General features: G+C 38.5%; 5 protein-coding genes and 1 pseudogene. 2 read left to right on the plus strand and 4 right to left on the minus strand.

The window, feature by feature from the left end; genetic code table 11:
- The 3 genes from VIH09_RS05265 to VIH09_RS05275 form a co-directional block, all read right to left on the minus strand.
- The coding region (locus VIH09_RS05265; RefSeq protein ID WP_331578611.1) for a cob(I)yrinic acid a,c-diamide adenosyltransferase at window positions 1–485 on the minus strand (485 nt) is incomplete at its 3' end.
- A gap of 46 nt (window positions 486–531) precedes the next feature.
- Complete coding sequence (locus VIH09_RS05270; protein WP_331578613.1) at window positions 532–1,389, minus strand: hypothetical protein; 858 nt, start codon at window positions 1,387–1,389, stop codon at window positions 532–534.
- A gap of 59 nt (window positions 1,390–1,448) precedes the next feature.
- The gene (locus VIH09_RS05275) at window positions 1,449–2,135 is read right to left on the minus strand and encodes an ABC transporter ATP-binding protein (RefSeq protein ID WP_331578615.1); all 687 of its coding nucleotides are present in this window, start codon (window positions 2,133–2,135) and stop codon (window positions 1,449–1,451) included.
- Window positions 2,136–2,495: 360 nt separating this feature from the next.
- Here VIH09_RS05275 and VIH09_RS05280 point away from each other — a divergent pair, with 360 nt between their 5' ends.
- On the plus strand, window positions 2,496–3,155 hold the full coding sequence (locus VIH09_RS05280; RefSeq protein ID WP_331578617.1) for a hypothetical protein: 660 nt from the start codon (window positions 2,496–2,498) through the stop codon (window positions 3,153–3,155).
- A 52-nt stretch (window positions 3,156–3,207) separates the two neighbouring features.
- Here the strand turns inward: VIH09_RS05280 and VIH09_RS05285 are convergent, their stop codons facing one another.
- Window positions 3,208–3,987, minus strand: a complete 780-nt coding sequence (locus VIH09_RS05285; RefSeq protein WP_331578619.1) for a class I SAM-dependent methyltransferase — start codon at window positions 3,985–3,987, stop codon at window positions 3,208–3,210.
- A 310-nt stretch (window positions 3,988–4,297) separates the two neighbouring features.
- Here VIH09_RS05285 and VIH09_RS05290 point away from each other — a divergent pair.
- Window positions 4,298–4,465: pseudogene (locus VIH09_RS05290) on the plus strand (oxidoreductase); the annotation flags it as partial.
- Between the last annotated feature and the right edge of the window lie 35 nt (window positions 4,466–4,500).

The following is a 4,500-nucleotide window of genomic DNA, read 5'->3' on the forward strand; positions in this document are numbered from 1 at the left end:
CGGTTCAGGTACTTAATTGCGATTTCAGCGACAGGCTCATTATGGTCCAAATGGACCGCCAAGCGCTCGGCACGGCGACAAACGCAACGGGCAATATGACAATATGACACTGTAGTGTGCCCGCCGGGCAATACAAAATGGGTCATAGGGGGAAGTTCACTCTCCATGCTGTCGATTTCATTTTCCAACAATTCGATATCGCTCTCTACGATCCCCAGTTTTTTTAAACGGGGCTCCCCGTTTTTCATCATTTCTTTTTCTGGCGGCGTGGCAAGTATGGCCCCAATTGTAAATAGTCGGTCCTGTATTTCGACAAGGATTTCTTTATAATGGAGATTCATTTCCTGGTCGCGTACAAGTCCTATATAGGAATTTAGTTCGTCTACAGTTCCGTAACTCTCAATTCTAATATGGTCTTTCGGGACCCGTGTTCCACCAAATAGCGAGGTGGTTCCTTTGTCTCCAGTTTTAGTGTATACTTTCATCTAGGTTTATTTGTGTAATTGTGGGTTTGTCAGTGTAAGCACAAATTTACTTTATTAAATCCACTATTGCCCTAACAAATCGTTCTAGCGAACCTTCACTTGAATTAAAATACAAATCGGGCTCAATACATTCCACTTCCATTAGGTTCAACTCGTCATCTATTATGATTCCGTCCACTCTGGCGTACAATAATTCTCCAGTAAAAGTATCGACAATTTGTTGTGCTTTTTCAATCAGATCAGCATTGGGGTGAGTCAACGTATATTGGCCTCCAAACTGTACTTGAATCCTGAAATCACCATCAACTGGTTTCTTGTTGACGGCATGGGAGAATTTTTTGTTGAAAAAGATAAAGCTTGTTTCCCCCAGACTTTGGATTTCGGGCATGAACTCTTGTAACAGCAGTTCCTTTTCGGAAGCTATGATTTTGTAATCGGTGTTGATTTTTTGTAGCTCTTTCAATTCAAAGACTTCGGTCTGATAGGAGCCTGCAGAAAAGGCTGGCTTTATGACTGCTTTCTTCCAATGGGAAGGCATTGTTTTATCGATGTCAAGAAACTCCGTTTTATCTATGAAAATAGTGGGAAGGATTTTTATGCCTTTCTTCTCCATTTCACGCAAATAAAACTTGTGTTTGTTTCTTTTGATGATGTCAATGGAATTGAGCGTCTTGATTCCCAATTGTTCGATTTGGTCAAGCCAAAGGTTGAATTCCGATTCTTTCTCGAAATAATCCCAGGTATTGCGAAAAATCAAATAATCAAATTCGCTCCAGTTCACATTTTTGTCGTCCCAAATCACGGCGGTGGCCGTAATGTTGAATTTCGCTAATGCCGGAATTAAAAGTTTATCCGCTTCGGTTAATTCAGGAAGCTTTTCGCAGGTCAGTAAAGCGATTTTCATTTTCAGGTATTTAATTTTTGGGTTCCCTTGCCTCGGTTAATTTTATTTGCAGTATAAGGCTATTTGGTAATGTCGCTCTCGACCAGACCGTCGCGCAGACGGATTATTCTGTGGGCATAAGCGGCGATTTCCTCCTCGTGAGTGACCAGAATGACTGTATTGCCTTTGGCGTGAATGTCATTAAAAAGCTTCATGATTTCTTCGGAAGTTTTACTGTCCAGATTTCCTGTCGGTTCGTCTGCCAGAATAATGGAAGGCTTGTTGACCAACGCTCTAGCGATGGCCACACGTTGACGCTGTCCGCCGGAAAGTTGGTTGGGCTGGTGATCCATCCGGTCCGCAAGATTTACCTGTTCGAGTACTTCGGAGGCGCGAGCATTCCTTTCTGATTTTGAGTAACCGGCATATATCATGGGCAAAGCCACATTATCAAGCGCAGTGGTTCTCGGTAACAAATTAAAAGTCTGGAAAACAAACCCTATCTCTTTGTTGCGGATTTCTGCTAATTCGTCATCTTTCATCTTGCTTACGTCTTTATTGTTAAGGATGTAAGTCCCGGATGTTGGCGTATCCAGACAGCCCAAAAGATTCATCAGCGTAGATTTTCCCGATCCGGAAGGCCCCATTAGGGCCACGTACTCGCCTTTATTTATTTCTAAGTCAATTCCTTTGAGAACATAAACGACTTCGTTTCCAAGGACAAAATCTCTTTTGATATTGGTAATTTTTATTAGTGGATTTGACATTGATATCTGCAATTGATGAATTATAGTTTTTGGATTTTAAAAGTACAAAAGACTTTTGAATTATACATAAGTTGATAGAAAAACGTTTTTGTTACAGTAATAATCAAGATATAGGTGTTCTCATCGCGGGATTGGGCCACTGTTAATCCATATAAAGTGATTTTTGGCGCTAAGCCCGTTTTTTATACTTCAAACTTCAAGTTTAGATGTTATAAGATTTTATATGTTTATTATAAAATTCACATACGAAAAATGATTATATCATAATTTATTTAATTTATTACAACATTCACACATTTATTTTGAGAAAAACATAATCATTGGTATATTTGTTTAACAATAATAATAAAACCAATAATTATGAAAAATAGAATTTTTGTTTTAGGAATGGCAGTTACTGCCTTAGGATTTACTTCATGTAAAGGTGAAAAGGAAAAAGAAGCGGAAAAAACTATAGACACTTACACTGTTTATGTGGATTCTGTAAGTAATGTTCCGGCCGAAGATGCTAAGGCGAACTGGCAATCAATCGAGGCTACATATGAATTGAAAAACAGCCAAGCTGAAACAGCATTGTCAGATTTAAAGGAAGATCAGAAAGCAAAAGAAAAAGTTGAAGCAAGTAAAGCAAAATATGCAGCATTAAAAGCTGCGATGGAAGCTGAAATGGCGGCTGCACAACCGGACACAAAACAACAAATGAGAAATGAATTGTTTGGTGAAGGGAAAATTGGTGAGGACATGAATTTTGACTGGGTTAATGCAGGTAATATCCATGGCGTTTACCAACAATTTGTGCATACTGTAGAAAACAACAAAGACAGATATTCTCGTGAAGACTGGGATGAAATCAAATTAATGTGGGAAGCATTGGACAGCAGAAAAAATACTGTTGAAAAAGAAGGATTGTCTTCTGAAGACAACAGAAAGATTGCTGCATTGAAATTGAAATTCGCACCAATGTACACATTGAACAGAATGGGAGCTAAATCTGAAGAAATGGAAGAAGCTAAAAAATAAGAATAAAATAGTTTGAATTAGAAATGACCGTCAGCAATGACGGTCATTTTTTTTATGCCCGAATTATAAAGTGCTCCTTTTCCTGTTCGTGCCTAAAGAAAACAATTCCCCATTGGAAAATATCAATCGTAACGGTAACTTTTGGATGTTTCTTTATCAGCTGCCAAGCCTGTTCCATATCAGCCGACCAATGGATGTCATCGAAAATCCAGACGGTTTCGTTGGTAACAGTTGGTAGCAGCAGCTCAAAATATTCCAGTGTGGCCTTTTTGGAATGGTTGCCGTCGAAGTAAACAAGCTTAAAGTCGAAAGTCGAAAGTCGATGGTCTTTCAAATAATTTTCAAACTCGGCCACAACGGAATTTATATTAATTAAGCCAAATTGTCTAAATTGATTTTGGGCAATTTTTGCCGTTTCAGGGCAGCCTTCCAAGGTGGTGATTTTTGCGTTCGGATTTCCCAAGGACAAGGCAGAAGTCGCCAGTCCTAATGAAGTCCCAATTTCTAATATGTATTCTGGCCGGAAATAATTTACGATTCGAAATAATAATTCGGCTCTTTTGGGAGAAATCCCGGCGGTTTGGGCAATCCGGGTTATTTCCCTCACATCGGATTTGAAAACTTTCGATCCGGCACCAAAATCGGTTACGGCAATCGTATTTTTATTTTGCAAAAGAGAATTCCTGTATTCCCTTAAAACGGAATATGCCGTTTTTGGCTTGCTGTCATAAAAACATTTCGTAATCAAACTAAACACAAATGGGGAATGTACGGCATGCTCATTTTTAGAGTGCCAAAGGAATTTTAAATAAGATTTTATCTGGAAGAACATAATTTTACACAGAGTTTCACAAAGAAGTTACGAAGATACTCAGAGTTTTTTTACTTTAAGAATAAAAATTAAAGTTGTCGAATCTCTGCGAAATAATTTCTAATTGCCTTAGGGTAAAAAATAATATGAGATGATACTATCCGTTTCTTGCGCTTTAAGGATGAAAATTAAACTTTGTGTCTCGGCGTTTCCTTTGCGCGTCTTTGTAAAATAATTTCTAATTGCTCTGTGTTCGAAAAAACAGCACAACAAAGATTTTAAAACTATATTTGCGCTCTTAAAATCAATAGCAAAACAATTTCAGAAGATGATGGACGAAGAACAAATACATGAAGGAGCAATCACATCCAAAGAAATTAACCGTTGCATTGCAATTCTCTCCCAATTAAATACAGACACAGATCAAATATTTGATATCCCAAAAGAGCAGCGGACGGCTTTAATCAAAGCGGCAGGTCAGTTTTCAAGACCGGATCGCGTCAAGGCTTGATGCCAAAGACTGACAATCTTTTG

This window comes from Flavobacterium sp. (genome assembly GCF_036515215.1).
Classification (GTDB): Bacteria; Bacteroidota; Bacteroidia; order Flavobacteriales; family Flavobacteriaceae; genus Flavobacterium.

Coding starts and splice junctions, on each gene's coding strand:
- VIH09_RS05280 (WP_331578617.1), top strand. CDS start 2,496: ATGAAAAATAGAATTTTTGTTTTAGGAATGGCAGTTACTGCCTTAGGA.
- VIH09_RS05270 (WP_331578613.1), bottom strand. CDS start 1,389: ATGAAAATCGCTTTACTGACCTGCGAAAAGCTTCCTGAATTAACCGAA.
- VIH09_RS05285 (WP_331578619.1), bottom strand. CDS start 3,987: ATGTTCTTCCAGATAAAATCTTATTTAAAATTCCTTTGGCACTCTAAA.
- VIH09_RS05275 (WP_331578615.1), bottom strand. CDS start 2,135: ATGTCAAATCCACTAATAAAAATTACCAATATCAAAAGAGATTTTGTC.